The following is a 26202-nucleotide window of genomic DNA, read 5'->3' as shown; positions in this document are numbered from 1 at the left end:
CATCTTACGTGACCGGACCAGCAACCTGACAACGCCGCGCGACGGTGGGCTCGCTCCGGAAGCGGCGACGGGCCTTCACGCAGTCGATAAACAACTGATATTCAGTTGCGACGTTCGTGGACATCGGGCTGGGCGTGACCACACGCGCCGAGGCAGGGTAGGGGAGCGCATCACCACCGATGTGCGGGCATATCATCGCGCAACGCCGCAGTCCCGTCATCGCGGCCGCGGGCGTCGCCGCGCAGACCTGCAGGCGGGCGTTCTCCCAGCGGGCAACAAACTGACCATCGACGCTTTGATAGCGACGCAGACATTTGCTGGAGCGCTCAGTGCCGCGCCAGGCATTCGGGAGGATTACGGTCACGTCCGCAGCGCTCTCTCAACCCCCGGGCCAGTTGGTTTCTCCCAACGGGCAATCGGCCATATTCAGGTTTTGCGGATTGGACGCCCGATACATATCGCGACGGCAGTCCGGGTTTGAATCGATGTGGGAGTCGCTCGAGGGGTCTGCCTAACCTCGTCGGCAATCAGAGGCTGGCAGCTCGTCGATGCCCTACCTGCCCTGCGAACCGGGATGTGCGGCATCGCTGCCGATAAGCGACCATTGGCGACCGTACCCAATCGGCCATGTGCAGTCGTTGGTTTCCACGGCATGAAAGGACAGTCGAACGGCGGCTTTGCACCGTATAGCTGTCCGTCACCCAGCTATTGTGATCAAGACATCTCCGTGCGTCGAACATATCCCCCAATAATTCGGCCGCTGTCCTAGCTAATGCGGATCGTGCCAAAGCGAGACATGACGTTAAATGAGCTTCTTCAGCGGCTTCACACTGCCTTCCAACGCGACCGGACAAGCAGTCAAATCAACGCTACATACGGCGGCCGCAAATCAAAGCAGTTGTGCTGATGGTTCAACCGGAAAACTAACCTGTTAATCGCAATTGAAGTCGTACCGCTGCTTTACTCGACCTTCGCTTTGCCGGGTGCGCGCGCGGCTATTTCGCACGCGAGTTGAACAAAAGAGCCTAGCGCCGCGGGCGGGTTGGGTTCCTTCCACGCGAGGTAGAGTTCGCTTTGCGCGTGCTGTTCACGCAGCGGACGATAAACGACGTTGTCCATGTGCGTTCGTTGAACCGACGCAGGTACGAGCGTCACACCAAACCCGGCGCTTACGAGGCCAAGGGACGCGTAGATCTGTCCCATTTCGAAGCTCGTGGAAGGAGAGAAGCCTGCCAGTGCGCACAACTGGTTGATGGTGGCGTGATAGTCCGGCGCGACATCTTTCCGGTAATTGATGACGCGCAGGTGCATACAGTCCTTGATGGAAATCTGCCGTTTCGCTGCGAGAGGGTTGTCCTTCGCGATGGCAACGTAAAACGGCTCCTGAAGCAACAAGACGCTGTTCAGTTGGGTATCCGACGGCAAAGAGCGAACGAAGGCCAGATCGACGTCCCCTCGATCCAGCGCATTGATCTGTTCCGCAGAGGAAAACCATCGAAGTTCCACTGTCACCGCGGGGTAACGCTGCTGGAATTCACGCAAGAGCGGCGGCAGCAGCGTGTACGCGATGTGCTCAAAGAACCCGACCGCCACCCGGCCGATTTCCCCTCTTGCTGCGCGTTGCGAATCCACGATCGCGGAGTTCGTGTCCGCCAGAATTCGCCTTGCCCGTTCTTCGAAAACCTGGCCCGCCGATGAAAGGAAAACGCGTTTGCCCCGGCGCTCGAAAAGCGCCACGCCGAGTTCCTCTTCCAGTTCCCGTATCTGCCGGCTCAACGGCGGCTGGGCCATGTGCAGTTGCTCCGCCGCCTTCGTGAAGTTGAGTGTGCGTGCCACCGTCAGAAAGTAGCGAAGATGACGCAACTCCATTTGAAACCTCTTAGGTATCGATACGCAACTTATTATATCTTTTACATTGGACGCGACGGGTCTTAGGATCATGACATCACACCAACAAGTCAGGAGATGCCCTCATGAAACTTACCGCGTCACAATTGGAAGCGTACGAGCGCGATGGATTCGTTGTTCTGCCGGAGCTTTTCTCGGAAGAAGAAGTCGGGCATATGAAGAGCGAGTTGCGCCGGATCCAGAAGATCGACACCGACCATCTCGTCCGTGAAAAAACAGGCGGCATCGCGAAGACGATCTACAAAGTTCACGAAACCGAAAGTCCGACGGCATCGGCGGTCTTTCACTCCGCCGTGCGCTCCCCCAGATTGCTCGAGCCGGCACAACAACTGATCGACGATCCCGAACTCTACATCTATCACACGAAGTGCAATCTGAAGACGGCTATCGACGGCTCCGTCTGGCAATGGCATCAGGACTTCGGCACCTGGCATATCGACGGCGTGAAAGAACCGCGGATGACAACCGCGTTGGTCATGCTCGACGAGCCGACCGAAATGGGCGGATGTCTCTACTTCATCCCGGGAAGCCACAAGCTTGGTTCACTCGATCCGACGTTCGATGAGGCAACCGGTTACCGCTTCTACGTTGTGCCCAAGCCGACGATGCTCGATATTTTGTCCAGTCATCCCAAGGCCGTGCCTATCATCGGCCGCCCGGGAACAGTCGTGTTCTTCGACGCCAACATCGTGCATTCCTCGGGTCACAACCTGTCCGGTGACGATCGATGGCAGGCCTATGTCGTCTACAACCAGGTGAAGAACAAGCCTGAACAGGTCGAGCAGCCGCGACCGGATTATGTGCGCTCGACCAATTTCGTTCCTCTCGAGGTTGGCTCTGACGAGATTCTCGACAGAGTTCAGATCGGCTGAACTTGCGCGCGCGTCGCTCGCCGGGACGCATGTACTTGGCGAGCAGCGGCAAGTCACATCAACAGGGTAAGCCTTATCTCCTGAATGTCGCCGACGCGTGACCTCGCGTTTTCTCTCCGAATGCGGTCATCACGACGACGCGTCAGGCCTGTTGCTCTGATGGACGCAGGTGAAGCAATACGTCCGCAGAGTGCCGCGCGAGGACGCATGAAAGGTAAGCGACATGAGGGTCATAAAGATAAAACTAGAAGAAGCACGAGACACTACTTCCGAAGCAGCGTTTCTCGAAGCTCTGCGGGTTGCGGGACTGGAGGGCGAGATCGACGTCAGCCCATGCGACGCGCACGGTACTCGCAACGGACAATTCGATCTATCAGCGCAGACCCACGGCTGCGATTTTCCCTCGCAACGCCGCTGACGTTGAGTGCATCGCGCGGCTGCTCGCCGAGGAGCGATTTCGAAGCGTCGTGGTATCGCCCCGAGGCGGTGGCACCGGCACCAACGGCAAGTCATTGACCGACGGTATCGTCGTCGACCTGTCCCGCCACATGAACCGCATCATTGAAATCGATCCGATTAAACGCACGGCAAGGGTTCAGGCAGGCGTCGTCAAGGATCAATTGAATGCGGCTCTCAAACCGCACGGATCATTCTTTGCTCCGGAACTGTCCACGTCGAATCGCGCCACGATTGGCGGAATGATCAGCACGGACGCCAGCGGACAAGGCAGCTGCACCTATGGAAAAACGCGCGACCACGTCATCGCTCTGAAGAGCGTGTTGCTTGGAGGCGTTCCGCTCGTCTCCGAGCCGGTCGACGATGCAGCACTGGAACAGCTTTGTGCACGGACGGATATTGTCGGACGGGCCTACAAAACCGCCCGCGAGATTTCCGACAACCAGGCTGAACTCATACGAGACACTTTCCCGCCGCTTAATCGCTGCCTGACGGGCTACGACCTCGCGCATCTTCGCGAACGTGACGGAAGGCTGAACCTGAAAAGCCTGATTTGCGGCGCAGAGGGTACGCTCGGCTTCGTTGTAGAGGCGACATTGAACGTGTTGCCGATACCGCTTCATTCGGCGCTGGTGAACATCCAGTATGAAGGATTCATGGATGCGCTGAGGGATGCGCGCGCTCTGATGGAACATCGACCGCTGTCCATCGAGACGGTGGACTCCACGGTACTCGCGCTAGCCCGCGATGACGTTGTCTGGACTTCGATATCCGAGTTCTTCCCGGACTATAACGACGAGCGAAGCGCTCAAGGTATCAACCTCGTTGAATTCAGCGCCGATGATCTCGGTCAGCTGCAAAGCCGTGTCGCTGAATTTGGCGAGCACATCAGCACGGACCAGAGCGTTCGGCGTCTCGGCCGCACGATCGCCTGGGGAGATGTGGCGGTTAGCCGTGTTTATGCAATGCGAAAGCGCGCAGTCGGCCTTCTTGGCAACGTACGCGGAAAAAGGCGGCCGCAGCCGTTTCTCGAGGACACAGCTGTCCCTCCGGAGCAACTTGCGGAGTACATCGCAGAGTTTCGCGCGTTGCTCGATTCTTATGGCTTGAAGTATGGGATGTTCGGGCATGTTGACGCTGGCGTGCTGCACGTGCGTCCTGCGCTCGATCTGAGAGCCCCCGAGGATGCTGCCTTGATCAGGCCCATCTCGGATGCAGTCTCGGCGCTCACGATGAAGTACGGGGGACTTCTTTGGGGAGAGCACGGGAAAGGCGTGCGCTCGGAATACGCACCGACCTTCTTCGGGAGCCTCTACCCGTCCTTGCAGCGAATCAAGGCAGCGTTTGACCCATATAACCAGCTAAATCCCGGAAAGATCGCCGTACCGGCAGGCGTGGATAGCACACTTCTCAAGATTGACTCCACCACTTGGCGAGGTGAACTCGACCGCGAGATCAGCGACGCTGTGTGGGAAGCGAACGGTGACGCCGTCCAATGTAACGGCAATGGCGCTTGCTTTAATTTCGATCCGGACGATTCGATGTGTCCTTCATGGAAAGCGACACGTCAACGCATTCATTCTCCGAAAGGCCGTGCGTCGTTGATGCGTGAGTGGTTACGTCTGCAGGTAGCTGCAGGTACCGATCTGATCGCTCGACCGCGTGCGAAGCGCTTGCCCGTACGTTTCTTGAATTCGCTGCGTCGCGGTCGAAACAAAGATGATTTTTCGCACGAGGTCACCCGACGGTGAGCAGTGGGTCGCCTGCCGGCCCGGTTTCTTCCTGCCGTCCGAGCTGCCGGACCAACGCACCCTCCAAGCCATGGCCTTCGAAGTGCCGCGCCAATTTTGCGGGCTGGACATCCTTGACCTCTTCGTGGCGCGATGGAACAGGGCGGCGCGTAAGCGACTCAACGGTGCCTGACATCGGGCCGCGGTGAGGCGCCGTCTGGTGCTGACACCGCTCGTTCGGGGAAGGGGTTCGTCGTCCCGGCTTTCATGGCGCGCACCGTTGCGCTCGCGTCCAGGTTCCACCGACCTTCAATCGACTTTCACGCCGATTCGCGCAATGCGGGTTCATTGACGATCTGCTTGATGACTGCCTCCATCAAGCCCGGAAAGCGGGCATCCAACTCAGCGCGCCGCAATGAATTCTGATGCACGGTGCCGGCAACGCGCGTGCGCACCAAGCCCGCTTCGCGCAGGATCCGGAAGTGGTGGGAGACGCTCGACTTGGGGCGGCCACCGTCGAGGTCGCCGCAGGTGGCCTCGTCGACCGTTGAAAGTTGACGGACGATCTCAAGGCGCACCGGGTCGCTAAGAGCATGGAAGAGCCGCCCGAGCGTGAAGTCCTCGGCGGCAGGATGGGTATAGGTGCGCATTGTGCAACTGAAAGAGGTTTCTGCCATACTCCATAGTTCGATGTTTGTCGAACTACCGTACAAGCCTTACTCACAGGAGTTTAGCCTGATGTCCGCATTATTTCAGCCCTACAAGCTCAAGGACGTTTCCCTACGCAACCGCATTGCAATTCCGCCGATGTGCCAGTACACCGCCGAAGACGGTCTGATCAACGACTGGCACCGCGTGCACCTGGCCGGTCTGGCACGTGGGGGCGCGGGGCTGGTAATCGTCGAAGCAACGGCTGTGTCGCCCGAGGGCCGGATTACACCGGGCTGCGCGGGCATCTGGACCGACGAGCAGGCGCAGGCTTTCGCGCCCGTGGTCGCATCGATCAAGGCAGCCGGCGCCGTGCCGGGCATTCAGATCGGTCACGCAGGCCGCAAAGCCAGCGCGAACCGGCCGTGGGAAGGTGACGACCACATCGCCGACAGCGATCCCCGGGGCTGGGCGACCCTCGCCCCGTCGGCGATCGGCTTCGGCGGTGGCCTGCCGAAAGTACCTGAAGCGATGACGCTCGACGACATCGCACGCGTTCGCGAAGACTTCGTCGCCGCTGCCAGGCGCGCGCTCGACGCCGGCTTCGAATGGCTCGAGTTGCACTTCGCCCACGGCTACCTCGGCCAGAGCTTCTTTTCCACGCACTCCAATCAACGCGACGACGCGTACGGCGGCAGCCTCGAGAACCGCAGCCGCTTCCTGCTGGAAACGCTGGCCGCCGTACGCAAGGTATGGCCTGAGCATCTGCCGTTGACGGCGCGATTCGGCGTGATCGAGTACGACGGACGTGACGAGGAAACCCTGGCTGAGTCGATTGAACTCGCGAAGAACTTCAAGCAGGAAGGGTTGGATATGCTCAGTGTGAGCGTGGGCTTTTCCACGCCCAAGGCGGCCATCCCGTGGGCGCCGGCGTTTCTTGCGCCGATCGCGGAGCGTGTGCGCCGCGAGGCTGGTATTGCCGTTTCATCGGCGTGGGGCATCGATACGCCGGAACTGGCCGACCGCTCCGTCAAGAACGGGCAGTTGGACCTGGTGATGATCGGGCGCGCGCATCTGGCCGATCCGCATTGGCCGTACCACGCGGCGCGCAAGCTGGGTATTGAACGACCGTCGTGGACGCTGCCGGCACCCTACGCGCATTGGCTCGAACGTTACGCGGTTGCTTGAGCGCAGGTCGACGCCGATCACGGCGGTTTTTGCTGATCCGACCGGCGGCGCCACGCATCCAGTCCGGCTTTTCTCGCATAATCGTGAGATGAGTCGCGCTGTGGCACATGCCTGCAGCGCCTCTCGATCCATTGCCGACAGCGTGGATAAACCAGACTGGACGGATCGAATGCACTCCCTGAAACAATCCCCGGTCGGGCGCTTAATGCCACCAAATGAACCCTGAACCAACACGCTTGCCGGTTGACGACGTCCTCGGGCCGCGCTTTTCGACCAGGAACAGTATTCCGGCGTCGGACCCACCGTCCAGCGGATCGAAATGACCGTTGCACTTCATCAAGAGACGTCCGGTCCACCGAGTGTCGAACGACCGAGGTGGGTCGTTCTCGCCCATTGTGACTTGCTCGCCTGTCAGGCGCCGAAAAACATTGAATGTATCAAATACTCCGATCAATCGCAGCGCCCGGACGCTTTGATTCTGGCCGCTGAACGTCTACAACCAGAGAATGTCCGGCGATGTTCTTCCCGGCCGGATTCAAAACCGGAAGCGGAGGCGCGAATGAGCTATCAACTGATGGGCAGCATACTTGAAGTGTGCGAATGCAAGGTCCTGTGTCCGTGCTGGATTGGAGAAGATCCCGACAACGGCATTTGCCGCAGCGCGCTTGCTTACCACTATGAGCAAGGCACAATCGACGGCATTGATGTGTCGGGCGTGACGGTCGCGTTCGCGGCGTTCATCCCGGGCAACGTGCTGAAAGGCGGCTGGCGCGTCGCGATGTTCGTCGACGAGCGCGCGAGCGACGCGCAATTCGACGCGCTGGTGAGCGTGCACAGTGGCGAGCGCGGAGGACCACTCGCTGATCTGGTGAAGCTGATCGGCGAAGTCGTGTCGGTGGAGCGCGCTTCAATCGAATACACGGTCGTCGACGGCAAGGGCAGGATGAAAGTCGGCGAAGTCATCGAGGCCGAGATGGAACCCTATCGCGGCCCGACCGGCGAGCCGACCAAACTGGTCGAAAGCATCTTTTCGACGATACCTGGGTCTCCTGCCTTTGTCGGCAAGGCGAACTATTTCCGTCTCCGGCACGAAAAGCTCAATCTCCACCTTGCATTGACCGGACATAACGCCATTCAGGGATCGTTCAGCTTCGCGTCGTGAAGATGCTCGTACGCTCGCGGCTGTTCGCGCTGCTCTTCGCCGCATTGACGACCAGCGCGTGGATCGTGTTATGGATGTGGGACGGCGGCCCCTACGCGCGCTATCTGCGTCACGCGAGCTGGACCGAACTGCCGCTGCTCGGCGCGATATGCCGCGAGGTGCCCGGCGCAAGCGTCACTCTGGCGGCGTTGCTGCACAGCGCCGCATGGCTGCTGATGATCGCGGCGATGATGCTGCCGACCGCCTTCCCGCTCTTGGATACGTTCAGGCGCATGACAAGCAAGCGCGAAAACTGGCGCACGCTGTTGGCGTTTCTAATCGTCGGTTACGCGACGGCGTGGGCGCTGTTCGGCCTCGTCGTGCACGGCTTCGATGCGGCACTCCATCGGGTCGCAGACCAATTGCCGACATTGCTTGCGGACGGCTGGCTGATCGGCGCTGCGATGGTCGCGCTCGCGGGCGTCTATCAGTTCAGCAGCCTCAAGCATCGGTGTCTCGACAAATGCGGCTCGCCGTTGATGTTCATCACTGAGCATTGGCGCGGCAGGAGCGCGCGCCGCGAGAGCTTTCTGCTCGGCATGAGTCACGGCGCTTTCTGCATCGGCTGCTGCTGGGCGTTGATGCTGCTGATGTTCGCGGTCGGCACAGGGAGCGTCGGCTGGATGCTGGCGCTGGGCGCGATCATGGCGGCTGAGAAAAATTTCCGCTGGGGTAGGTTGATCGGCAAGCCGCTCGGCGTCGCGTTGATTGCATGGTCCGTTTGGATCGTGGCGCGGCACGCCCATATCGCCTGAGGCAGGCTCAGGTCGGCGTGAGCCGATCCCCGTCGGCCGGCTTCGGCGATCTACAGCCACTCGACCGCGCTCTCTGGCGGACATTCGAACGTCGGCTTCTATGCCAGTTTGTCCGCCATACGGTGTCGCCCGGGTCTCCACCGAGGCAGATTGCCGCAACTGAAATTCAGTATTCCCTTAACACTCCTTTGAACATCCGTTCACAAGGAATAGGATCGTCGAGATTTTCGATCTTTGCTTCCACTTAACAACGCTTTGAGACGGCAACAATTCGCCTGCCTGTAAGTAGCATTCCCGGCAAACACGGATCTTCCAGATCATCGATTTTGGGCAATTGCAATGAAAAAAACTCTTCTGATAGCGCTGCTGACGGGTATTTTTGCAACCGCGGCACACGCTCAAAGCAGCGTAACGCTGTACGGCCTCATCGATACGGGGCTGACGTATACGTCGAATCAGAAGGAAACGGGGTCAACCGCAGGGCACAGTAAATTCGGAATGACGGATGCCAGCATCAACCCGGACCGCTTTGGTCTGCGTGGATCGGAAGATCTGGGCGGCGGCCTGAAGGCTATGTTCGCGCTGGAAAATGGCTTCACCCTCACCAATGGCGCCCTTGGCCAGCACGGCCTGCTGTTCGGCCGGCAGGCGTTCGCCGGTCTGTCGAGCGATCAGCTCGGTACGGTGACGTTCGGCCGTCAATACGATTCGGTGGTCGACTACCTGGCGCCGCTGGCGGGCGCCGGCGCCGCCAAGGGCGGCGTGTTCTTCGGGCACCCGTACGACAACGACAACCTTCAGAACACGATGCGGATTAACAATGCGGTGAAGTATGCGAGTCCGAACTACAACGGCTGGCGATTCGGCAGCCTGTACGGCTTCTCGAACGCGGCGGGTGGCTTTTCCGACAACCGCGCCTATAGCTTCGGTACTTCATATAATAACGGTCCATTCCGTTTCGCGGCGTCGTACCTGCAGCTGAACAACGGCGGCAGTGACGCCAATCTGGCCGGCGCGACAGACTCCCTCGTCAATCCAGCCGGCCAGGTGACCGGCAGCGACTCCACGTTCAGCGCCGGGCAGCAACGTACGTTCGGCGCGGGTTTCGATTATGCGTTTGGTCCGGCGACGGTCGGCTTCGTGTTCACGGAAACAAAACTGGAAAACGCAACGGGGATCAACAACACCAGCGCCTCGCCGATCCCCCTCGCTAACTCGAGTCTTCGTTTCGACAACTATGAAGTCAACGCGGTCTATAACGTGACGCGCGCATTTGCTGTCACGGGTTCGTACACGTTCACAGACGGCAGTTCCAGCCTCGCGGGCGCGTCAAGCCCGAAATGGAACCAGTTCAACCTGCTGCTGGACTACGCGCTGAGCAGGCGGACCGATGTGTATGTCGAAGGCCAGTTCCAGCACGTGAGCGGCGGTGGCACCGTATTTACGGCTGACATCAACGGTTTGTCACCGTCAGCCACCAGCAGCCAGGTCGCCGTCACGGCAGGCCTGCGTACCCGCTTCTAGGCTTCGTCGAACCAAGGTCAAAAAAAGCACTGTTCGCGTGCGAGGCAGAACCGTTGCTGATCAGCACCGAGCCGACGCATACGAGCATGTGCGTGCGCAACCTGGCTGCCCCGAGTTCAGCCTCCCTCGCTGGAATCCACGGAAACTTTACGCCACGCATGAAAAACATAACAATTCGCCAACTCAAGATTTTCGAAAGAGTTGCGTGCAATCTTAGTTATTCCCGTGCGGCTGAAGAACTGCACCTGACGCAGCCCGCCGTATCGATGCAGATTAAACAAATGGAGGAGCAGGCTGGCATCTCACTCTTCAGCCGAACGGGCAAGCGGATCTCCCTGACCCAGGCGGGTGAGTTAATGCTACGCAACAGCCTGCTGATTCTTGCTGACCTTAAGGCGGCCGAGCAGTCGTTTGCCAGCTTGAGGGCCCATGGTGCCGAACGCCTGCGGGTCGGCCTGGTGACGTCGGGCAGCTATATCTTCCCGCACCTGATCAGCGAATTCCTGCACGGCAAGACGGAGGTCGATCTCGACCTGACGGTACGCAGTCGCGAGCATCTCATCGCCCTGCTGCGGAGCGATCAGATCGATCTTGCCGTAATGGTTCACGCTCCCGATGATCCTGCCATCGTGACCGAGACCTTTGCGCCCAACCCTTTCGTGCTTGTGTCCGCCCCGACGCACCCGCTCGCCCAGGAATATGACATCCCGTGTTCGCGCATCGCGCGCGAATGCCTGATCGTACGGGAAAGCGGCACCGACACCCGCAGCGCGACCAACGACATTTTCTGCAGCCATCAGTCGACGCCGCGCTTCATGGAGATCGGCTGCGCGGAAGCGATCAAGCAGGCGGTTGTGGCAGGCATGGGAATCAGCTTTCTTTCGGCGCATACCGTTCAGCCCGAAGTGCGCTCGGGTCTGCTCAAGGTGCTCGACGTGCAGGGCCTTCCGCTTGAACGCCACTGGCGCGTGGCACATCGCGCAGACCGTCGCCTTGCGCCGGCGGCTCTCGACTTCCGGCAATTCCTTATCAGCGAGGGTGGGACGCGGCTTGAACATTTCACGGGGATCGACAGGGTGCATACGGGCGCGGAAGTTCAGCGTTCTAGTCAAGTTTCCAAAGGAACACGGACGATCGTCGCCAGTAGCGCCAGTCATGAAGTCGCGCTTCGCACTCGCGCGCTGTTACGAGACGACCGACTGCCACACGAGCATCACGTTCAGAGCCCGAATTGCGCCAGCGGCGACGATGGCCGTGCCGATCAGCCTCCGGCACGCGGTAAATCGACCCATCACTGAGCAGTGCGACGACAGCACCACCAGCGCAATGAGCGGGAGCCTGACGACCTCGTCAAGGTCGGTGGTTGACGGCGGCACGTTTTGGCCGGAACGCACGTTTTGACGCTTGTATTCCGAATGTCCGCTCAACGCCGGTGGGCCGACGGTCAAGGATCGGAAGTTCAAATGTCTCTTCGGGGTCGGGGGACTAAACCGCTCGCGCGGTATGGGGCTCCGGTCCAATGCTAGTGGTTCTGGAGAGGAAGCCGACTCTGTTTTCATGTTGAAGGGCGAGGCAATCCGCCTCGTCGTTCAACGGGAGCAGAGTCATGACCCACACACCTCAGCCCATCAGTCCGCTGCGCCAGCGCATGACCGACGACATGCGCATGCGTCAGCTCGCACCGAAGACGCAGGCCGGTTATCTGCGTGTCGTACGCGAGTTCACGCGCTTTCCCGGACGCTCTCCTGACACCGCCACCGTCGAGGACCTGCGGCGCTACCAGTTGCATCTGGTCGACCACGGCGTGTCACCCGTGTCGCTCAATGCGGCGATCACCGGACTGAAGTTCTTCTTCGGGATCACGCTCCACGAGCCCGACCTGATGGCACGCATGCAACCCGTGCGCGTGCCTCGCGTCCTGCCGGTCGTGCTCAGCCCGGACGAAGTGGGCCGCCTGATTGCCGCCACCGGCAATCTGAAGCACCAGACCGCACTATCGGTCGCCTACGGTGCCGGCCTGCGCGCCAGTGAAGTGGTGGCGTTGAAGGTCGGCGACGTCGACGGCCAGCGCATGACCCTGCGCATTGAACAGGGCAAGGGCCGCAAGGATCGTTACGCCATGCTCTCGCCGGTGCTGCTCGAACGCCTGCGTGTCTGGTGGCGAGTGGCGCACGCGCAGGGCCGGATGCTGGAGCGCGGCTGGCTGTTTCCGGGCCTCGATCCGGTCGATGCGCCCAGCACGCGGCAGCTCAACCGCGCCATCCATGCCGCCGCCGAAGCCGCGAACATCAACAAGCGTGTCTCGATGCACACGCTACGCCACAGCTTTGCGACCCACCTGCTGGAGCAGAAGGTCGACATCCGCGTGATCCAGGTTCTGCTGGGGCACAAGAAGCTGGAGACGACAGCACTCTATGCGCCGGTCGCCACCGACCTGCTGCGCGAGGTGATCAGTCCGCTGGAGAAACTGCAGAACAACGGCTGAACGCGGCGCACGGCCGTGCCCGAAGTCGCGGACGTGTTCCGCGCGCATGGGCCCGTGTGGCGACAGACCGCACAGCTGAGTCTGGGACAGCTGAAGGTCATGTCGGCGATCGAACAGTGCCGCAGCGCGGCGCTGGGTGGTCACGTGTTGCGCTGTTCCGGCTGCGAGCAGATCGAGGTTGCCTACAACTCCTGCCGTAACCGCCATTGCCCGAAGTGCCAGGCGAGCGCCGCGCACCGTTGGCTCGAAGCACGTCAGGCCGATCTGCTACCGGTCGAGTACTACCATGTCGTCTTTACATTGCCCGCCACGATCAGCGCGATCGCCTGGTACAACAAAGCGGTGCTCTACGGCCTGCTGTTCGACGTTGCCGCCGAAACCCTGCGCACTATCGCCGCCGACACAAAGCATCTGGGCGCGCAGGTCGGCGCGACACTCGTGCTGCACACGTGGGGCTCGGCGCTCACGCACCATCCTCACGTACACGGCATCGTTGCCGGCGGAGGCCTCTCGCCAGACGGTGAGCGGTGGGTCGCCTGCCGGCCCGGCTTCTTCCTGCCGGTACGTGTGCTGTCGCGGCTGTTCCGGCGGCGCTTCCTGGAAGAGCTCACCCATGCACATCGCCGGGGCCAGTTGCGTTTCTCTGGCGAGTACGCCGGGCTTGCCGATCCCACTGCCTTCGCACAGTGGCTCGCGCCGCTGCGTACGTGCGAATGGGTCGTATATGCGAAGCGCCCGTTCGCGGGACCGAAAGCGGTGCTTGCGTATCTGTCGCGCTACACGCATCGCGTGGCCATCTCCAATCAGCGGCTCATAGCACTCGACGAACGCGGCGTGACCTTCCGATGGAAGGACTATCGGGCCAGCGGCCGCACACGCCAGAAGACGATGACGCTTGAGCCACGGGAATTCATGCGGCGTTTCCTGCTGCATGTACTGCCTGTCGGCTTCCATCGGATTCGCCACTATGGTCTGCTGGCCAATCCCGTGCGTCGGCAGAATCTGGCTGCGATACGGGCGCTGCCAGACGTGCCAGCTTCCATTATTGTGAGCGAAGGTCCGTCACCGGGCACTTCCGCCCCGAAGTTCGTCTGCCGGCATTGCGGCGCGCCGATGATCATCATCGACATCCTCCTGCGCAGCCACCCAATTCGCGCTCCGCCCACTTGCCGAAGCAACGTATGAAGACGAATCACCCTGGCTGTCCAGACCGACTGTCGGCTCTTCGGCAACGAGCGCCAGGAGAAGACGCTTGTGCCTGTCGTTACCAGCAGACCTTGCCGCGCTCGCGACACCTCTACAGACGTGCAGCATGGATGCAGCAGAATATTTACGTGACCACCAAACCCTCGCTTCGACTGAAGATTGTGAGTCTCCGCAGTTCATGAGAGCACTTAAATCCCCATAGCTGCGCAATATTCCTGCCGTCCTGGACCACTCCGCGGTTTCCTCCCTCGAGCGTTGTCCAACGCCTGCCCGCATGCCTCGTCGTGTACTCACGCGGTGGCAGACATGGGCAGGCGTCGAACAACGCTTAACAGGCACGGCCGGTCGCGAATATGTGCGGCTTCGAGACACAAGCGGAGCGGCACTGTGAAGCGCTGGCAGCATGTGTGGCCGAACGCGGCTATGATTGGAGGCGGCGATCTATGCCGAACCAGAAAAGGAGAATGCCGGGATGATTCACGTCATTGCCACGATCACTGCCCAGCCGGGTCAACGCGACGCCGTGCTGGCACTATTCGCCAAGAACCGCCCAGCGGTGCTGGCGGAAAACGGATGCATCAGCTACGAGGCGGTAGTCGACGTACCGAACTTCGGGACGATTCAGACACCGCTCGGCAATGACACATTTGCCGTAATCGAGCGCTGGGAAAGCGCCGAAGCGTTGAAGGCGCATGCGGCCTCTGCGCACATGGCCGAATATGGACGGAATACCCAGCCGTTGCTGGCTAGCCGCGTCATCAATGTGCTGCAGGCTTGCTAAGGCGGCGTACTAAACGTTCACCATCGGTCCCGCATCAGCGCGTCCGCCCTTGTCGAGTGGCAAAGCTAGAGATTTTTCGACTGGCACGCCCCTTTCTGGTGCAATCAGTTACTGTCCGGCCGATTCTGTTTGCAAGGACTTCCCCCGAAAGTCAAGATCGGGGTGAGATTGGTTGGCGCTGGCAAATGCGCGGCGCCAATGTTGCTGGTGGTCCAGTTGGTTGGGCGGTCATATCACTTCTCCGTTGTCAGTTAAGGCTCGCGCTTCGAAGCAATACCAGGAACAGACTGCGTCTTTGCAAACGGCCTTGTTGCCCGAGACGTATCGGGCGGGCCACGATATGAGCCGCACAGGAGAACCCTATTTGAAAACCGGCGAACAGGCGCGCGGTGATACGCCGCGTGCGATGATGATTCGCCAACAGAATCGGCGGGTTCTTCTCCCGTTCGGTCCGACCTCGTCTTGCTATCGCGTCGAGCAGTAGTTGAGTGTCAGGCTAGCCGGGTCATGCTGTAGCGGATGGTAACGGCGGATGCATGGGATGGCGTTGCCACGCGTTGGCGTCGTAATGTTCGTCCTTCGCGAGCATCGCCCACAACATCCGGGCATGCTTGTTGGCAATCGCAATCAGCGTCTTGTGATAGCCCTTGCGTTCGTGGATCTGTCGGATCCACCGTTGTAGCCGGCTTGCGTGCGTGGGGTCCGCACGCAACGCCGACTGCAACGTACTTCGGGCGCCCTGAACAAGCAGCGTGCGCAGATAGACGTTGCCGCGCAGGCTGATATGTCCCAGCCGGGTCTTGCCGCCTGAGCTGCGCTGCCGTGGTGTCAGGCCGAGCCAGGCGCCGAACTGCCGCCCGTTTCTGAAGACCTTCGCATCGGGCACCGTGGCGGCCAGCGCACTCGATGTTATCGGACCGACGCCAAGCAGTTCGCCGGCGCGTTTGGCGACATCGCTGTTTCTGGCGTGAGTGGCGATCTGCTGGTCGCAGCGAGCAAGCCTCAGGTTCAGCGCAACCAGTTGTTCGCGCACCTCGAGCAACATGGCACGCACCGGGTCAGGTAGTCTGGCGTCTTCGATCAGTGTGGGCAATGCGCCAAGAAAGCGATCGGCTGAACGTGCAATCACCACGCCAAATTCAGCCAGCAATCCGCGCGTGCGATTAAGCAGCGATGTACGTTCCTCCTGCCAGCCTTGACGTACGCTGTGCCAGGCGAGAATGGCCTGCTGGTCGACAGACTTGATTGCCACAAAGCGCATGGTTGGCTGCCGTGCGGCAACAGCGATTGCTTCAGCATCGGCTGCGTCGTTCTTGCCGCCGGGCCGGAACGGTTTGACGAACTCGGCCGGAATAAGCCGGGCGGTATGACCGCGGGCGGCAAACCAGCGGCCCCAGTGGTGAGAGGAACCACAGGCTTCCATTGCAACGCGACAGGGAGACAACTGTTCGGCCCATCGCATGAACGCCTCGCGTCGCAGCACGCGCCGCTGCAACACGGCACCGGTAGCATCAAGCACGCAGACCGCGAACACATCCTTTGCCAGGTCGACGCCGACAGTAGTAAGCTGGTCCATGACTTCCCCCTCCTGTTCCGATTGATGGATGGCACCTCAATCATGGCACTTGATGCCTGCGACTTCAGCGTCGCACCGGGACGGGGAAGTCCCTCACATTTGAAAAAGTCGGCGGCGATGCGGAATGTTAGGTATCCTGGAAGGCATCAAACGACGGAAGTGAATCGTCATGATGGGTCGACTGGATAGCGGACAGGACAAGCTTTTCTACTCGTTCAACCTCGACCACCACGTCCCGCAATCGCACCTGCTGAGAGGCATCGATCGCTTCCTTGATCTGCGAGATCTGCGCCAGCATCTCGCACCGTTCTACAGCCCAATGGGTCGGCCATCGATTGACCCGGAACTCATGATTCGCATGTTGATCGTGGGTTACTGCTTCGGCGTCCGGTCCGAACGACGTCTATGCGAAGAGGTGCATCTGAACCTTGCATACCGGTGGTTCTGCCGCCTGGGTCTGGAGGACGCCGTACCGGAACACTCGACGTTCTCAAAGAACCGTCACGGGCGCTTTCGCGATAGCGATCTGTTGCGTCACGTGTTCGAATCTGTGCTGAGTCGCTGCATGACCGAAGGGCTCGTCAAAGGCGAGGGATTCGCGATTGATGCAAGCATCATCAAGGCTGATGCGAGTCCTGCGAATGGCGTGTTGGGAACAGAGCCTATCGACTGGGGACGTGCCGACGGCCAGAGTCGCGCTGTGCGGGAATACCTTGAGGCACTGGAGCAAACCAATCCGGTGGAAGCAGATGCGTCTGAGCCAGCAACGTCTTTGACGCCTCCAAAGAAGATATCCCTGACCGATCCTGCCGCACGATGGACGGCCGCTCCAGGCGGCCCTGCGTTCTTTGCCTACTCGACGAATTATCTGATTGACCTGCAGGCAGGGATCATTATGGACGTTGAGGCGACGCCGGCGAATCGGTCACAGGAAGTCGAATCAACCAGAACAATGATTGACCGTGTAGAACGTCAATGGGACCTGACGCCCGGCACGCTGGTAGGTGACACCGCCTACGGCACAGCAGCGCTGCTTGGCTGGATGGTTGAAGAGAAACACATCGAGCCGCACGTCTCGGTCTGGGATAAAACAACGCGCAAGGACCATACGTTCTCCCGTAGCGAATTCATCTGGAATGAACAGGCCAACGAGTATCGATGCCCTGCAGGGAACGCGCTACGCAGCGACTGGCGTCCACTAAAAAATCCACGCACGCACATCACGAAAGCCGACACCATCGTGTATCGATCGCGTGAAAAGAACTGCAGCCATTGTTCGATGAAGAATCAATGCTGTCCGAATATGTCGTTTCGCAAAATCACGCGCAGCATCCATGAAGCCGCCCGCGATGAAGCAAGGCGCATCGCGACAACCGCAGAATACAAGCAGTCTCGACGGCAGCGAAAGAAAGTGGAAATGCTCTTCGCTCACCTCAAGCACATCCTGAAGCTGGATCGCCTGCGACTGCGCGGTCCAAGCGGTGCTCATGATGAGTTCCTGATGGCAGCAACCGCGCAAAATCTGCGAAGAATGGCCAAGTGGCTCATGCCAGCAAGCAAGCAGATGAATCAGGCCGCTACATGACCAGCAACGGGGATCGCTGCCTGATTCAAGTTCGCCACTTCGCTAAGCGCCACAACTCGAAAACGTGTCGCCAACTTCTGCGCCCCCAACCACAACACGACTTTTTCAACAGAATCTGCTAGGCTTGAGCCAGTCGCAGTCAATGATTGACCGGCATGGCACAATTGTTAATCGCCGTCGCCATGACAAACTGCGAGCGGAGCAGGAAATTCCATTGGCAGCGAAAACGTGAAACCGCCCCGCCAAAATGCGAGTGCGAGGAGGCGATCATTCCGCCATGCGCCTCGACGATCGCCCGGCAAATCGATAAGCCCAGAACGTGACCAGGTTTCCCGGTAGCGCTGTCGCATCTGGAAAAGCGCTCAAACAGATATTGTTCATTCCCGGCCGGGATTCCCGGTCCGTCATCGTAGACGGACACCTCTTCCGATGTACCACGGTTAATAGCGGCGACGGCAATATGTGCCTCGGGTCCTGCGAATTTCGCTGGGTTCTCGATGAGGTTAGCCATCACACGTTCGACCAGAACGGCATCAGCGGATATGTTCGTGCTCGTCACCCACGGCAGTATTTACTTCGAGAAACTCTTGTCGCTCTGACTTAATCGCGCGCGCGGCAGTCCCGCGGTGATCGTCTTGCCGCAACTTCGCCAAATGAATCAGCTACCAACTTTCCGGTGGGTAAGAATGAAATGAACGCGTCCCACCCGTGAATGTGAGAGCAGAGGTAAGGTGGACCCTCACGGGCCAACGGCATCGATGTGCCCAAATGGGAAATGCACGCAATTCCCGGCAACCGGAGGATCCACGATGAACAGTATGGCAGTGGGCGTAGACATAGCCAAGCTCGTTTTCCAGGTGCATTACGTCGATCAGGAAACTGGTGAGATCGTGAACAAACCGATCAAGCGGGCGAAGTTCCTTGAGCACTTTGCGAATCGTGCGCCGTGCCTCATCGGAATGGAAGCGTGTAGCGGTGCGCATCACTGGGCACGTCAGCTGATCAGGATGGGACATGACGTCAAACTGATACCGGCTGAATTTGCTAAGGCGTTCAACATTCGAAACAAGAGTGATGCTGCTGATGCACGCGCGATCTGGTTGGCGGTTCAGCAACCAGGCAAGCCGGTTGCGGTGAAGACGGAGACACAGCAGGCGATGTTGGCGCTGCATCGGATGCGCCAGCAACTCATCAAGTTTCGCACGATGCAGGTCAACAACCTGCGTGGATTGCTGACGGAATACGGCGAGGTGATGGGCAAGAGCCGTGCTGCGCTTGACGAGGCGATTCCAGCGGTATTGGAACGGGTTGCCGAGCGACTGCCGGCGGTTGTGATCGACTCACTTCGCGAGCAGTGGAACGGACTGACGAAACTCGATGAGCAGGTCGCGCAGATTGAGCGTCGGATGCGGGAGTGGAAAAAAGAGGACAAGGCGGTCAAGGCCATCAGCGAAATCCCGGGCGTGGGATTGCTGACCGCGACAGCAGCCGTCGCGACCATGGGCAATCCAAAGGCATTCAGTTCAGGCAGAGAGTTCGCGGCATGGGCCGGTCTTGTACCCGGGCAAACGGGTTCCGGAGGTAAGGTGATCTTGCACGGCATATCGAAGCGCGGAGACACCTACCTGCGCACCCTGTTAATTCACGGCGCGCGATCGGTCCTGGAGCACGGGAAGGAGCCTGGTCCGTGGGTTGAGCAGATGCTCAGGCGCAGACCCAAGAACGTCGTAGTCGTCGCTCTGGCAAACAAGATGGCACGCACAATCTGGGCGGTACTTGCTCACGACAGGCCATAGAGAGCTGCAACCCAGCCTGTCAGTCTGAACAAACGAAAACTGTTGCAAAACGGGACGCGTTCATAGAGTCGGTATGCGCGCGGCGTCACACCGGTGTATCGATGAAACACTTCCGTGAAATGCTGCTGAGTCTGAAACCCCGCGCGCGCCAACATCAACGAGGGGAAGGGTTTCCTCGCACAACATCGTCCTGGCAAATTTCACTCGTTCGAGTGTCAAGTACAGATGGGGCGGGTTGCCTGTTACCGTTTTGAAAGCGCGCGCAAAGTTTGATGCACTCATGTGCACCAGCTCTGCGAATTGCTCGACCAAAATGGTTTCGGCTATGTGCTCATGAACGAAGGCTTCAATGCGAGTCAGCATTTGACGCGTAAGAGGCAGGTCCGGCTCGCCGCACCAGCACAGTGCCCGTAGCGGAGAGCGATGTGCACCGAGACGACATCGGCAAACGCGTCGGCGCAGGCAGCGTCGATGAGATCCGCATGATGCAAAGCAGCCAATGTGTCCGCGGCCTCGCGCAGGAACGGATCCAGAAACCTGGACCATTTCGGGACCGCGTCAAACGCTACTTGCGAGACTTGCCCAAGTACGCCCGGTTTGAGTGCGATGACCCATCCATTGGGATCGCTGTCAGGGACCGTGGCCAACTGCGCCCCCACCGGAATAACTGCGACAAATGGTGCACTGATCAGGATGGAATGACTCATTCCGGGACCGTCGCCGCTCCCAGTCTGCGCAACAGTGCTGCCTGTCGGTATAACCAGGCGAAGTCCCTGCACCGAATTCAGCCGGCCATCGGTGAACGCGATATTCATCGGTTGGCAGCGTAACCGGTGATCGGGGGGCGACCCTATTTCTTGCTCCATGATAAGCAGAAGTCTCCTCCTTGACTCATCGCACATCTAAGGTTACGTCGAATTCAAGGCTGTTTAAGGCTATATCGCTGGGCAACTCAGACGAAGTCGCGAGCGATTCGCGATAGCGGCGCCAATGCCCCGCTCTATGCCCGTCGCGCGGACGAATCTTCTCAGGACAATGCGTCGTCGTCATTTTTCCCAGGCGGCTCAGGTGGGGCATCTTTCATCCCCTGAAGAAACGGACCTTACCGCGGTGATATGTCCGTATAACCAGGCAACGCTAACGCGGTATCGGCATATCCAACCGTATAGTAGATTCGCCCCCCGGCAAAACTTATTCTTCTCTCATCGAGAAAGCGCTCGCCGCTTGCGAATGGTGAGAGCCATTCTCTGACAGCATGTTTGACGTCGTATTGGGTTCAGCGTTTGTGCGGAAGAAATCGGTGGATGGCTGCGACGCGCACAAGTTGCTTCGAGATAACAAGCATGTAACCCGAGAGACAGGATCGAGTCAACGGCGGTTGACCAGAATGGAATCACCCCGTCCGGATCAGCGACGAAGGGCGCCAAGGCGCGTTTGATAGTGAATGCCACAGGAGATTGCCATGTTCATCTACTCGATCCGTTATCGCGCTGGCTGCGGCCGTTGGTCGGTCGCCTTCGCACAGGCCGCCTCACAGTCCGACGCTGAAGCGATTGCAACCTGCCGTTATGGCGCTTTCCATTCCGTCAGCCGTGCCGGCTTTATCCGGGTATAGAAAACGTGGTTGTGGTCGAGGCAGCTATGGAATTCGATGCATTTATCAGACAAAGCGAACGGGACGCCAAGGTGGTCGACGCGCTGTATATCGCGCGTCACATGCTGGCGACGTACCACGGTATCATTGTCCATTCCGAACGTGAACAGTGGAAGACGGACTTCAGGCCGCAAATCAAGCAGATCGACACGGCTCTTCGCCTGCTTGGAATCGATATTGACGATCCGATGATTGCCCCTACGCAGCGGCCGTGATGACGCTAATTGAATTCAGGCCCGAACTCACGGCAATCTTGCGCAATTCAACGCTGTCGCAGTCGCAATGATCACAGGCTCGGCCATCCTCGCCATGCCATTTACGTCGAATCGTAGCGCACCCGCCCTTCGGCCTTTCGATCACGCTTACCGGAATTGCGTCCACGACGTCACTTATTTCGCTGTTGCACGACCTTCTTCCGAACTCGCGCGATGTCGGCACGGCGATGGCATTCGTTGTCGTTGGCGGCAATATTTTCGGCATGATTGCGCCCATTGGAACGGAATATGTGATCGGCGCGACAGGCAGCTACGATTGGGCGTTTGGCATCGCTGGCATCCTTCTGCTCGTCGGCGCAACAGTCGTTGTCACCATGGCGCGCTCGCCAATGACCACCAACCGCGACGCTTCTAGTGCACAGGTCGCGGTGTAACGTGATAGCGCGGCAGTGTCAGTGGCGACGGGTTTGAACGACGCCACATGCTATCTGCCGTCCGCTTCGTCCCAGCGTCCGTTCCCGCACACGTTGCGGCCGTTCGAACTACACGGACGGCCGTCTCTTGTTGGCCCAGATTGTGTCAAAGCGCCTTTGAAGCGCTAAGATTCTTCATCCGGTAGCGAAGGATGAAGCGAGATGAAGCGGTTCGTTCAAGGCGACAGTCGCACACAAAGCTTTCTTCTCCCCGAAGCACTTGACGACTACGTGACGGACACAAATCCCGTGCGCGTAGTCGATGTTTTTTGTAGATGAGCTCGATCTTCAGAAACTCGGGTTTGAAGGTGTCGAGCCCGCGCTGACCGGTCGGCCTTCGTATCACCCGGAGGTGATGCTCAAGATCTACATCTACGGTTACCTGAACCGTATTCAATCCAGCCGTCGCCTTGAACGCGAGGCCCAGCGCAACGTTGAACTGATGTGGCTCACGGGCCGCCTGGCACCGGACTTCAAGACCATTGCGCGGTTCCGTAAAGACAACGGCAAAGCGATCCGTAGCGTCTGCCGTCAGTTCGTCGTGCTGTGCCAGCGTCTGGACCTCTTCGCCGAAGCGATCGTTGCGATTGATGGCAGCAAGTTCAAGGCGGTGAACCATCGCGACCGCAACTTCACGAGCGCCAAGCTCGAACGACGCATGCGCGACATCGAGTCTGGTATCGCTCGCTATCTCGAGGCGATGGACACAGCGGATCGTCAGGAGCCTGCGATCGCGAAGGCCAGGACAGAGCGACTGCAGGAGAAGATCGCGGCCTTGAAGGAGCAGATGCGCAGCCTCAAGGAGATCGAGGTTCAACTCAACGCGGCGCCCGACGGACAAATATCGCTCACGGATCCGGATGCCCGTTCGATGAAGACGCGGGGAACTGGAGTCGTCGGCTACAACGTCCAGACAGCGGTTGACACGAAGCACCACCTGATCGTCGCGCACGTCGTTACTAACGATGGCATCGATCGTGATCAGTTGGCGTCGATGGCGAAGCTTGCCCGTACAGAGATGGATGTTGACCAGCTCACCGCAGTTGCGGATCGCGGCTACTGCTACTACAAGAGTGAAGAGATACTCGCATGCCATGAGGCTGGGATAACCGTGTTCGTTCCGAAGACGGTGACATCGAGCGCTACGGCTCATGGCCGCTTCGGCAAGGAAGACTTCATTTACGACGCAAAGACGAACGAATATCGGTGCCCGGCAGGCGAGCGGCTCATTGAGGTTGACCCGGTTTGACGGACAGATTTGTAGTCAGCGATTCGATTTGGTCTAGCCTCCGTTAAGGGTTGACTCGCGGGTTGTCCACGGCCGGGCGGCGGGTCGCTTCTCTCGACCCTGACGCTGCCCGGCGGTGGGCAACCCGCGCTGTGGTGAGGGCTGATGCGACGCATGCAGGTTTTCGAATTCGAGCGGCGAGCAATACCCGATGCTGCTGTGCAGGCGGCGTACGTTGTACCAACCTTCCAGGAACGAGAACACGCGCCGACGCGCCTGCTCATGAGTTGCAAGGTGTTCGCGCGATAGCAGCTCTGCCTCGAGCGTGCCGAAGAACGACTCACACATCGCGTTGACGCTCCTATGTCAAGCGAAGGCTTTGGAATCCGCTAGATCGGCGAGAATGAGAGGATAGAGTTCTCTGACTATGTACCGCTTCAAGCAGCGGTGAATTTCTTTCTTCGACATACCCTGATGGGTGCGACGTTGCACGTACGCTTTGGTTCTCGGGTCACTGCGCATGCGGACCATCGCTATTGTCCATAGCGCGTTGGTTGCAGAACGGTTTCCCCCGCGATTCAGTCGATGCCGTACTGTTTTACCAGATGACGCCTAGAGAGGGCTCGTTCCGCAAAGCGCTGCGAGAGACGCTTCATTTTTTAGTCGTTCAGGGTTGTCGCCCGCAACAGTAACGAGTATCGCGGCGGTGTGAGGTCCGACACCGAAGCGCCCCCTAAGCCGACGAGCGTACTGGTTGGTAAGCTTCTCCAACATTGCATCAAGCGCCTTCAGTTCATCCTCCAAAGCCATCCACCGCTTCGCCAGCAAGCGAAGCGTGATGGCCAGAGTCTGCAACATAGGAGTGTTGCCCAGCGACCTGACGCGAGCGCAGTTCGCAACGCATTCGGCGATCTTTGTGCTCGAAAGGCGCTCGCGAATGTCTTGAGGTGCGCTGACGAGCAAGCTTCTCAGCTGATTGATGGCTTGGGTTTTCGCCTTAACAGCACTTCGCCGTGAGACGGTGACAGCGCGCATAGCCTCAGCAGCGCCCGATTTGTCCTTTGGGATCGCTGCGGCCTTGCCTGAAAGCACGGCGCGTGCAGCGCTTTCGGCGTCGGTGGTATCGGATTTGCCTCGAAACCTGCGATCCGCGCGGTCCGGCCGATTTACCTCCCGGACTTCAATCTCATGATCCAGCAGGACGCGCGTCAGCCCGGCGCCATACGTGCCGGTCTCTTCTACGCCGGCGCGACGAAGCACGCCGAACGATTGCGCCCAGATGAGCAGATCCAGGTATCCGCTTGCACTTGCCGAAACAGTGAGGGTTCCGAGCAGTTTTCCCGTCTGATTGATGACGGCTCCAACATGAACATCCAGATGGGTATCAACGCCTAAAATCACTTCCACTTGTTCCATTCGTGTCTTCCTTGTGGGTGAACGCATCGCCAACCCCAATCGCAGGACAGGACACTCACGGCGCAATACGAAGCTCCTATCAGGTCACAGACGCTGGGCCCGGCAACGCTCGGGGAACGTCGAATCCAATCGACAGGTCAACGCGAAGGCAGCGCGGCCAATCATAGGCTGGGTCAGATCGGAACGACGTTCAAGGCGTATTTTGGACTGAGTGTCATAGGCGTCGCCGGCGGTCCCCATTGACGGTTGCACGCCGGCCTCGCGACAACGTCGGCCGAAGGCAATGGACGTGTACTGACAGCCCTGGACGCCCTTCTAAAGATCAAGCGGTAATTTGAGCCTGCGTGATCTGGCGGTTGCGTTGCTGGATTACGTAGTAGACCTCCCGCGCGATATAGCGCTTGAGGCAGCGGATTGCTTCAAGTTTCGAATGCCCCTCGCCGACACGTTTGGCGACGTAGGCCTTTGTGCGAGCGTCGGTTCTCAAGCGACCGATGGCAATGATGTGCAAGGCGCTGTTGGCTGCGCGATCCCCACCGCGATTTAACCGATGTCGCGTCACCTTACCGGAGGACGCCGGGACGGGGCTCACGCCACAAAGGGCGGCGAAGCTGGCCTCTGACTGAAGCCGGTCGCTGTTATCGCCTGCGGTCAATAACAGTTGCGAAGCCGACTCGTAACCAATCGAATTTCGCGAGACAAGATCGGGGGCGAGTTCGTCCACGAGCGTTGCGATCATGACGTCGAGGTCGGCAATCTCGTCGTGCAACTCCAGATACCGACGTCCCAGCGACTTCAGTGCAATTCGGCAAGCAGAGGTCAGGTTCCGATAGTCCGACAGATCCGGACGCCACGCAGCCAATGTTCGGATGAGCTGCATTCGTGTCATCGCGCGTAGTGATTCACGTAATTCATCGGGCGCGCTGATGATGGTACTGTGGATCAGCTGTAAAGCGACGCGACGCGCCGAAATGGCCGTCTTCCGGCAGACTTTCAGAACGCGTAGCGACTCAATCATGCCATCGCGCGTCTTGGGCGTGACGGTACGCACGCCGGCGAAGGCAGCGTGAGCCGCGTTGTAGGCGTCCAGCGTGTCGTCCTTGCCACGTTTGCGCCGGTCGCTCTTATCCGGTGCGGTGACCTCCAGCACGGTTACATGGGCCTGCTGCAGGTAGCGCAGTAAGCCCGCGCCGTAGCTCCCGGTGCACTCGACGCCGACCCGGACAAGCTCACCGAATGAGCGCATCCAAAGCAACATCTGCTTGTAGCCGTGCCGCGTGGTTGGGAAGCATTCGCTGCCGAGAAGGCGATCAAGTTCGTCAACCACAGCCGCGAAATGCAGATCCTTATGCGTATCAACGCCGCCTACGATGCTGCGACGGCCAGCAGTAGCCTGTTCTTCTTTCATACAGCCTCGCTCCGGTTGCCGATAGGATATGGGCGATCTCACCGGCATCGAGTACCTGGACAAGACAGTAAAGTGACAGGGCGTCAGGCCCTTCTTG

The 26202-nt window shown here is 59.4% G+C and carries 23 protein-coding genes and 3 pseudogenes; 16 read left to right on the top strand and 10 right to left on the bottom strand.

Annotation, left to right across the window (positions count from 1 at the left end; translation table 11 throughout):
* Positions 1-4: 4 nt before the first annotated feature.
* Both RW095_RS03885 and RW095_RS03880 read right to left on the bottom strand, forming a co-directional pair.
* The gene (locus RW095_RS03885; RefSeq protein ID WP_317016503.1) at positions 5-364 is read right to left on the bottom strand and encodes a hypothetical protein; all 360 of its coding nucleotides are present in this window, start codon (positions 362-364) and stop codon (positions 5-7) included.
* A gap of 596 nt (positions 365-960) precedes the next feature.
* Positions 961-1869: a LysR family transcriptional regulator gene (locus tag RW095_RS03880; protein ID WP_317016501.1), complete on the bottom strand. Its 909-nt coding sequence runs from the start codon at positions 1867-1869 to the stop codon at positions 961-963.
* A 104-nt stretch (positions 1870-1973) separates the two neighbouring features.
* Between RW095_RS03880 and RW095_RS03875 the strand changes: the two genes are divergently transcribed.
* Positions 1974-2780, top strand: a complete 807-nt coding sequence (locus RW095_RS03875) for a phytanoyl-CoA dioxygenase family protein (protein WP_317015646.1) — start codon at positions 1974-1976, stop codon at positions 2778-2780.
* Between the two features lie 223 nt (positions 2781-3003).
* Positions 3004-4975 (top strand): annotated as a pseudogene (locus tag RW095_RS03870) (FAD-linked oxidase C-terminal domain-containing protein); the annotation flags it as partial.
* 311 nt (positions 4976-5286) lie between these two features.
* Here RW095_RS03870 and RW095_RS03865 read toward each other — a convergent pair.
* A complete protein-coding gene (locus RW095_RS03865; protein WP_317016500.1) occupies positions 5287-5616 on the bottom strand; it encodes an ArsR/SmtB family transcription factor in 330 nt (109 codons plus the stop codon).
* 88 nt (positions 5617-5704) lie between these two features.
* Between RW095_RS03865 and RW095_RS03860 the strand changes: the two genes are divergently transcribed.
* The 8 genes from RW095_RS03860 to RW095_RS03825 all read left to right on the top strand — a co-directional run bounded on the left by RW095_RS03860 (position 5705) and on the right by RW095_RS03825 (position 14754).
* Positions 5705-6802 (top strand): NADH:flavin oxidoreductase/NADH oxidase, encoded by a 1098-nt coding sequence (locus tag RW095_RS03860; protein ID WP_317016499.1) that lies wholly within the window; start codon positions 5705-5707, stop codon positions 6800-6802.
* A 559-nt stretch (positions 6803-7361) separates the two neighbouring features.
* Positions 7362-7964, top strand: coding sequence for a DUF1326 domain-containing protein (locus RW095_RS03855; RefSeq protein WP_317016497.1), 603 nt, complete (start codon positions 7362-7364; stop codon positions 7962-7964).
* 2 nt (positions 7965-7966) lie between these two features.
* Entirely contained in the window at positions 7967-8758 is a 792-nt protein-coding gene (locus RW095_RS03850) for a DUF2182 domain-containing protein (protein ID WP_317016739.1), read from the top strand.
* Positions 8759-9097: 339 nt separating this feature from the next.
* Positions 9098-10282 carry a porin gene (locus RW095_RS03845; RefSeq protein WP_317016496.1) on the top strand — a complete coding sequence of 395 codons (1185 nt, stop codon included), beginning with the start codon at positions 9098-9100 and terminating at the stop codon, positions 10280-10282.
* 158 nt (positions 10283-10440) lie between these two features.
* Positions 10441-11580 carry a LysR family transcriptional regulator gene (locus RW095_RS03840; RefSeq protein ID WP_317016494.1) on the top strand — a complete coding sequence of 380 codons (1140 nt, stop codon included), beginning with the start codon at positions 10441-10443 and terminating at the stop codon, positions 11578-11580.
* A 308-nt stretch (positions 11581-11888) separates the two neighbouring features.
* A complete protein-coding gene (locus RW095_RS03835) occupies positions 11889-12767 on the top strand; it encodes a tyrosine-type recombinase/integrase (protein ID WP_317016493.1) in 879 nt (292 codons plus the stop codon).
* Positions 12768-12782: 15 nt separating this feature from the next.
* A complete protein-coding gene (locus RW095_RS03830; RefSeq protein ID WP_317016492.1) occupies positions 12783-13952 on the top strand; it encodes an IS91 family transposase in 1170 nt (389 codons plus the stop codon).
* A 448-nt stretch (positions 13953-14400) separates the two neighbouring features.
* Complete coding sequence (locus RW095_RS03825) at positions 14401-14754, top strand: putative quinol monooxygenase (RefSeq protein ID WP_317016491.1); 354 nt, start codon at positions 14401-14403, stop codon at positions 14752-14754.
* Between the two features lie 505 nt (positions 14755-15259).
* Here the strand turns inward: RW095_RS03825 and RW095_RS03820 are convergent.
* On the bottom strand, positions 15260-16330 hold the full coding sequence (locus tag RW095_RS03820) for an IS110 family RNA-guided transposase (protein ID WP_317016489.1): 1071 nt from the start codon (positions 16328-16330) through the stop codon (positions 15260-15262).
* Between the two features lie 169 nt (positions 16331-16499).
* Here RW095_RS03820 and RW095_RS03815 point away from each other — a divergent pair, with 169 nt between their 5' ends.
* Positions 16500-17915, top strand: coding sequence for an IS1182 family transposase (locus RW095_RS03815; protein WP_317016487.1), 1416 nt, complete (start codon positions 16500-16502; stop codon positions 17913-17915).
* Positions 17916-18054: 139 nt separating this feature from the next.
* Here RW095_RS03815 and RW095_RS03810 read toward each other — a convergent pair whose 3' ends face one another.
* Positions 18055-18474: an ATP-binding protein gene (locus tag RW095_RS03810; RefSeq protein WP_317016486.1), complete on the bottom strand. Its 420-nt coding sequence runs from the start codon at positions 18472-18474 to the stop codon at positions 18055-18057.
* A 250-nt stretch (positions 18475-18724) separates the two neighbouring features.
* On the opposite strand from RW095_RS03810, the gene RW095_RS03805 reads away from it, so the two are divergent.
* Positions 18725-19711 (top strand): IS110 family RNA-guided transposase, encoded by a 987-nt coding sequence (locus RW095_RS03805; RefSeq protein ID WP_317016484.1) that lies wholly within the window; start codon positions 18725-18727, stop codon positions 19709-19711.
* Here the strand turns inward: RW095_RS03805 and RW095_RS03800 are convergent.
* Positions 19696-19866: an AraC family transcriptional regulator gene (locus RW095_RS03800; protein ID WP_317016737.1), complete on the bottom strand. Its 171-nt coding sequence runs from the start codon at positions 19864-19866 to the stop codon at positions 19696-19698. The genes RW095_RS03805 and RW095_RS03800 overlap by 16 nt on opposite strands.
* 201 nt (positions 19867-20067) lie before the next feature.
* Positions 20068-20526 (bottom strand): hypothetical protein, encoded by a 459-nt coding sequence (locus tag RW095_RS03795; RefSeq protein WP_317016483.1) that lies wholly within the window; start codon positions 20524-20526, stop codon positions 20068-20070.
* 647 nt (positions 20527-21173) lie between these two features.
* On the opposite strand from RW095_RS03795, the gene RW095_RS03790 reads away from it, so the two are divergent.
* The 4 genes and pseudogenes from RW095_RS03790 to RW095_RS03775 all read left to right on the top strand — a co-directional run.
* Positions 21174-21326: a hypothetical protein gene (locus RW095_RS03790; protein WP_317016481.1), complete on the top strand. Its 153-nt coding sequence runs from the start codon at positions 21174-21176 to the stop codon at positions 21324-21326.
* Positions 21327-21352: 26 nt separating this feature from the next.
* On the top strand, positions 21353-21580 hold the full coding sequence (locus tag RW095_RS03785) for a hypothetical protein (RefSeq protein WP_317016480.1): 228 nt from the start codon (positions 21353-21355) through the stop codon (positions 21578-21580).
* Between the two features lie 185 nt (positions 21581-21765).
* Positions 21766-22014: a hypothetical protein gene (locus tag RW095_RS03780; RefSeq protein WP_394365043.1), complete on the top strand. Its 249-nt coding sequence runs from the start codon at positions 21766-21768 to the stop codon at positions 22012-22014.
* Positions 22015-22215: 201 nt separating this feature from the next.
* Positions 22216-23284: pseudogene (locus RW095_RS03775) on the top strand (IS1182 family transposase); the annotation flags it as partial.
* A 51-nt stretch (positions 23285-23335) separates the two neighbouring features.
* Here the strand turns inward: RW095_RS03775 and RW095_RS03770 are convergent.
* The 3 genes and pseudogenes from RW095_RS03770 to RW095_RS03755 form a co-directional block, all read right to left on the bottom strand.
* Positions 23336-23629: an IS3 family transposase gene (locus RW095_RS03770; protein ID WP_317016477.1), complete on the bottom strand. Its 294-nt coding sequence runs from the start codon at positions 23627-23629 to the stop codon at positions 23336-23338.
* A gap of 18 nt (positions 23630-23647) precedes the next feature.
* A pseudogene (locus RW095_RS03760) lies at positions 23648-24697 on the bottom strand (IS110 family transposase).
* A gap of 322 nt (positions 24698-25019) precedes the next feature.
* The gene (locus RW095_RS03755; protein ID WP_317015302.1) at positions 25020-26105 is read right to left on the bottom strand and encodes an IS110 family RNA-guided transposase; all 1086 of its coding nucleotides are present in this window, start codon (positions 26103-26105) and stop codon (positions 25020-25022) included.
* Between the last annotated feature and the right edge of the window lie 97 nt (positions 26106-26202).

Origin of the sequence: Paraburkholderia kirstenboschensis, from assembly GCF_032806925.1 — a bacterium.
In the GTDB taxonomy this organism is placed as follows: Bacteria; Pseudomonadota; Gammaproteobacteria; order Burkholderiales; family Burkholderiaceae; genus Paraburkholderia; species Paraburkholderia kirstenboschensis.
The sequence above is the reverse complement of the archived record's forward strand: the minus strand, read 5'-3'. Positions and strand labels throughout refer to the sequence as shown.

Excerpts from the sequence above, each read along its gene's own strand:
- RW095_RS03880 (WP_317016501.1), bottom strand. The coding sequence starts at position 1,869 with ATGGAGTTGCGTCATCTTCGCTACTTTCTGACGGTGGCACGCACACTC.
- RW095_RS03875 (WP_317015646.1), top strand. The coding sequence starts at position 1,974 with ATGAAACTTACCGCGTCACAATTGGAAGCGTACGAGCGCGATGGATTC.
- RW095_RS03865 (WP_317016500.1), bottom strand. The coding sequence starts at position 5,616 with ATGCGCACCTATACCCATCCTGCCGCCGAGGACTTCACGCTCGGGCGG.
- RW095_RS03860 (WP_317016499.1), top strand. The coding sequence starts at position 5,705 with ATGTCCGCATTATTTCAGCCCTACAAGCTCAAGGACGTTTCCCTACGC.
- RW095_RS03855 (WP_317016497.1), top strand. The coding sequence starts at position 7,362 with ATGAGCTATCAACTGATGGGCAGCATACTTGAAGTGTGCGAATGCAAG.
- RW095_RS03850 (WP_317016739.1), top strand. The coding sequence starts at position 7,967 with ATGCTCGTACGCTCGCGGCTGTTCGCGCTGCTCTTCGCCGCATTGACG.
- RW095_RS03845 (WP_317016496.1), top strand. The coding sequence starts at position 9,098 with ATGAAAAAAACTCTTCTGATAGCGCTGCTGACGGGTATTTTTGCAACC.
- RW095_RS03840 (WP_317016494.1), top strand. The coding sequence starts at position 10,441 with ATGAAAAACATAACAATTCGCCAACTCAAGATTTTCGAAAGAGTTGCG.
- RW095_RS03835 (WP_317016493.1), top strand. The coding sequence starts at position 11,889 with ATGACCCACACACCTCAGCCCATCAGTCCGCTGCGCCAGCGCATGACC.
- RW095_RS03820 (WP_317016489.1), bottom strand. The coding sequence starts at position 16,330 with ATGGACCAGCTTACTACTGTCGGCGTCGACCTGGCAAAGGATGTGTTC.
- RW095_RS03815 (WP_317016487.1), top strand. The coding sequence starts at position 16,500 with ATGATGGGTCGACTGGATAGCGGACAGGACAAGCTTTTCTACTCGTTC.
- RW095_RS03805 (WP_317016484.1), top strand. The coding sequence starts at position 18,725 with ATGAACAGTATGGCAGTGGGCGTAGACATAGCCAAGCTCGTTTTCCAG.
- RW095_RS03800 (WP_317016737.1), bottom strand. The coding sequence starts at position 19,866 with ATGTTGGCGCGCGCGGGGTTTCAGACTCAGCAGCATTTCACGGAAGTG.
- RW095_RS03795 (WP_317016483.1), bottom strand. The coding sequence starts at position 20,526 with ATGAATATCGCGTTCACCGATGGCCGGCTGAATTCGGTGCAGGGACTT.
- RW095_RS03790 (WP_317016481.1), top strand. The coding sequence starts at position 21,174 with ATGTTCATCTACTCGATCCGTTATCGCGCTGGCTGCGGCCGTTGGTCG.
- RW095_RS03785 (WP_317016480.1), top strand. The coding sequence starts at position 21,353 with ATGGAATTCGATGCATTTATCAGACAAAGCGAACGGGACGCCAAGGTG.
- RW095_RS03770 (WP_317016477.1), bottom strand. The coding sequence starts at position 23,629 with ATGTGTGAGTCGTTCTTCGGCACGCTCGAGGCAGAGCTGCTATCGCGC.
- RW095_RS03755 (WP_317015302.1), bottom strand. The coding sequence starts at position 26,105 with ATGAAAGAAGAACAGGCTACTGCTGGCCGTCGCAGCATCGTAGGCGGC.